This window comes from Hydrocoleum sp. CS-953, assembly GCF_002260545.1.
In the GTDB taxonomy this organism is placed as follows: Bacteria; Cyanobacteriota; Cyanobacteriia; order Cyanobacteriales; family Microcoleaceae; genus Trichodesmium.
Genome location: NZ_LGSU01000754.1, coordinates 1 through 4,522, shown reverse-complemented (window position 1 = coordinate 4,522; position 4,522 = coordinate 1). Strand labels below are relative to the sequence as shown.

General features: G+C 38.7%; 1 protein-coding gene. It reads right to left on the bottom strand.

The window, feature by feature from the left end; genetic code table 11:
* On the bottom strand, positions 1-4,379 hold a 4,379-nt coding region (locus AFK68_RS09115), incomplete at its 3' end, for a DUF4347 domain-containing protein (protein ID WP_143437720.1).
* Between the last annotated feature and the right edge of the window lie 143 nt (positions 4,380-4,522).

Sequence of the window (4,522 nt, the reverse complement as noted above, 5' to 3'; positions counted from 1 at the left end):
TTGTTGGTGATGTTGAATGTTACTGCTGTGTCAGGGGGGGTGACAATGCTATCATCTACTGCTACTGGCGGTTCGTTGACTGTGGTAGCTATGATATTTATTGTGGTTGTTGCTGTGTTGCTATTGTCATCCCCATCGTTGACTACTACTGTTACGCTACGAGCTGTGGTGTTGGGATTTGTTGATGTGTTGTTGTATTGTATTTGAGCTATGGCTGTCTGATACTCTGCTAATGTGCCACTGCCTGTGAGTGTTATTGTTCCTGTTGCTTGGTTATAGACCCCTGCTGTTATTTCTCCTACCGGAGCGCCACTGAATGATAAGCTTTCTACTGCGTCTCCGTCTAGTCGGTTGGTTAATATGATTGTCGCTGACTCTATATTTGTGTCGTCTGCGTCTGTGATGACTACATCAGTGTCCCCTATTGCTACTGGAGTTCCTTCTGTGAAGGTTGTTATGTAGTCGTTACCTGTGGCTCCACTACTGTCGTCTCCATCTAAATCTAATGTGGGGGGGCTGTTGGGTGGAGTAATATTTATTGTGGTTGTTGCTGTGTTGCTATTGTCATCCCCATCGTTGACTACTACTGTTACGCTACGAGCTGTGGTGTTGGGATTTGTTGATGTGTTGTTGTATTGTATTTGAGCTATGGCTGTCTGATACTCTGCTAATGTGCCACTGCCTGTGAGTGTTATTGTTCCTGTTGCTTGGTTATAGACCCCTGCTGTTATTTCTCCTACCGGAGCGCCACTGAATGATAAGCTTTCTACTGCGTCTCCGTCTAGTCGGTTGGTTAATATGATTGTCGCTGACTCTATATTTGTGTCGTCTGCGTCTGTGATGACTACATCAGTGTCTCCTATTGCTACTGGAGTTCCTTCTGTGAAGGTTGTTATGTAGTCGTTTCCTGTTGCTGTACTGTCGTCTTCGTCTAAATCTAATGTGGGAGGGCTGTTGGTTGGAACATTTGCTTCAATAGTAACAGTTATAGAACCAGTCCCTTCTAATGGTCCTCCTATACCCTGCTCGAATACACGATAATCTATAATTACTTCGTCTGGAGCATTATTACTGTTATTACTATATGTGATTTGTTGCAGCGCCTCATTTACTAAATCTTCTGTAGCACTACTATTAAATGTTAGTTGTAATTGACCAGCACTATTGGTTGTAACTGTACCGATAGTAGTACCATCTACTGTTAAGTTTCCATCTGTAAAATCTAATGTTCCACCAGCAACTACATCAAAGACATCATCACTATTTGCACCTCCACTTCTTTGCACTAGCAGGGACGCACTACTGTAGTCTATATCTGGAAGAGTAGCACTAGGATCTATTACTTGTGCGTCTGTGGTGTTTGATAAATCAACTGTGGCTGAACCATTTCTGATTCCATAATCTATGACTACTGGACGGGTTATGAAGTAATCTATTTCTACTGCATTTTGCTCATCGCTAGTATTCTCATAGGTGATTTGTTGCAGCACCTCATTTACTAAATCTTCTGTAGCATTACTATTAAATGTCAGCTTTAATTGACCATTACTATTAGTAGTCACCGTACCAAGAGTAAGATCCGTACCATCTACTTCTAGTATTATTCTTGAGTTTTCTGTTAATGCTCCTAATGTTCCGTCGCTATTGCTAAATACATCCTCACTGTTTGCACCGTCGTTTCTTTGCAAGATTAGGGATGCACCATTATAGTCAATATCTTGGTTACCAATAGTGGCATTTGCGTCTATGACTACTGGGCTGTTGGGGTCGGGATCAACGGTAGCTGTACCTTCAATAGTGTCATCTTGATTAGCATTAGTATTACTATATGTTATTTGCCGTAATGCCTGATTAACTAAAGCGGTAGTAGCAGATTCGTCAAATGTTAGTTCTAATCTACCATTGCCATTAGTTGTAACTGTACCGATAGTAGTACCATCGACTGTTAAGTTTCCACCTGTAAAATCTAATGTTCCACCAGCAACTACATCAAAGACATCCTCACTATTAGCTCCCCCGCTTCTTTGCACTACTAGGGAAACGTTATTGTAGTCTACAACCTGAGTTTCATTGTTACTAATGGAGGCATTTTCATCTATGAATACTGCGTTGTTGGGCTCGGGTTCGACGGCGACTGAACTATCGCTGAATTCTACGTTACCATCATTAATAGTGTAATTAATGGTTACTGGATCTGTGCCAGTACCATTATTACTGTAAGCTATCTGTTGTAAAGCTAAATCAACTAAGTCTTCTGTAGCGTTACTATTAAAAGATAGTTCTAATGTTCCATCACTATTAGTTGTAACTGTACCGATGACTATACTATCTACTGTCAGGTCTTCACCTTCTGTCAAGGCTCCTAATATGTTAGTATCACCACTACTAAATACATCTTCACTATTTGCTTCACCATTCCTTGCTAAGGTTAGGATAGCACCATCGTAATTTCTCTCATTTAATTCTGGATCTGTAATTGTGGCATCACTATCTAGAACAACTGCGTCACCACCTAGAGTATAGGTGGGAGTATTATCTAGGCTTGAAGGACTATCTGGGTCTTCCGAAAAACTAGGAGCATCATTAGCAGGAATAACATCAATTGTTACGGTAGATATATTTCCTCCTTTATTTCCAGAGTCAAATATCTGAATATCTACTTCTCTAGGAGTTGTATCTGGAGTATTATCGGTGTTATTAAATGTAACAGCTTGAAGAGCAATTTCAAAGTCTCCTGTTCTTGTACTAAGCTCTGTCTCCGGATCCTGGAATCCAATATCCTCCAAAATAATCAAATTAGAATTACTATCTTCAGACCGAATAATATTGTTAGGTAGAGCATCTACATCCACCTGTAATTCATCTGTATCTTGAGGACTCTTCAGGGTAATAATAGTCTGAGTTAAGGCTCCTTCAACAATATCATTATCATCATCTCTTACGCCAAGAAAATCTGAGATCGAGACCTTGTCTGTAACTATATTTACAGGTGTTGTATCTTCAGTAAAAGTAGTTTCGTGGTCAAAAAGATCGTTAACATCAGGAATCTCTATAATACCAGGATCGGGATCGGGATCTATTAACCAAACATCTGTTGGATCTGGTCGCTCCGGATCTGACATTCCATCGTTATTACCTGTGCCTTGTATATTGTCAAGAACTCGTTCAGCTACTGGGTTATCAGTAGTGAAATCATTTATCCGATATAACTCTCCTTCTCTATTTCGGCTAACGTATAAAGTATTGGCGTCGTTAGTCCAAGCTGCACCATATTGCCTATTAAGCAAACCTGCTACTGCAGTTGTAGTAATACTCGGTCCCTCTGGATCATCTGGATCTATAGTATACAAATTACCATCAGGGCCGACTCCATAGAATTTTTGTTGATCATCGTTGTAGATTATATCTCCAACTTGTTCTAAGCCATCTCCAGTAAGATTAAAAGGAGTCCGATCTCCAGTTTCAAGATCGATTCTGGTTAGTTGGCTATCACCTGTCTTTACCCATAAATTATTGTCATCGTCTACATCCCCAGCGTTTATGTCTACTGTTGCTTCTCCTGTTTCTGGTACAGTAATAACTTCACCATTAATCAATACATCCTCAACTGTTCCATCAGAATGAACACGGATAACATTTCCCGATCTAGATCCACCTCTAATTCCATAAATAAAATTGTCTTGTCTATTAAATCCTGCTGCATTATATTCAACTTGAGGCTCCCCTATAGTAATGTAGTTAAGTCGCGTGGGGTTGAATACATTGAGCTGACTATTAGTCCCATCATTGAGAACTTGGAACAAATAAGGCTGATCTTCAAATTCAGCGAGAATATGCTCCCATTGATTTTGAATCCGATCGCTGAATGGTAAATTAACTTCTATTTCACCTTTTGTAACTTCTAACTCCCAGTTTCCACCCAAAGCAGAACTACCTGTTGCTTGAGCAGAAGCTGCAATATTTGCTCCTGTAAGTTTGTGCAACTTTTCTAAAAATTCTGCACCTGCATCCCCAGAAGCTAGATTACAACCATATAGGAATATATTGGTAACAGACCAAGTTTTTAATGCTGCGGAGTAATTATTGTTAATGTTATTAATATTTAACTGGCTATTACCTAGATATAAGCAACCTGGAGAACCATGAGAAATTATATGTATAGATGATATTTGAGAATATTTATTTATAACTTTGGTTATCTGTTGAATACCATCATCATTTGGTTCAATAATAAATACTTTTGTTCCTGATGAAACTTCTGTGGCGAAATCTTGATAGTTATCTACATGAGAGTCTATAAAAACTATCTCTTTTACTATTTCTGTTTCAGTAGAGCGACCCAATGATTCAATAATTTTTTTGTTAGATGGCACGATCATAATTTTAATATTCCTGATGGGTAAAACTTATTAATACTTAGTTATCTTCTAGAGAAATGACTTTTTTTAATCTATTTTTATTTCAAGATCAAATGTGTATTAAATTCAACAATATTTAACTTTAGAACAAAGTTTTCCTGAAG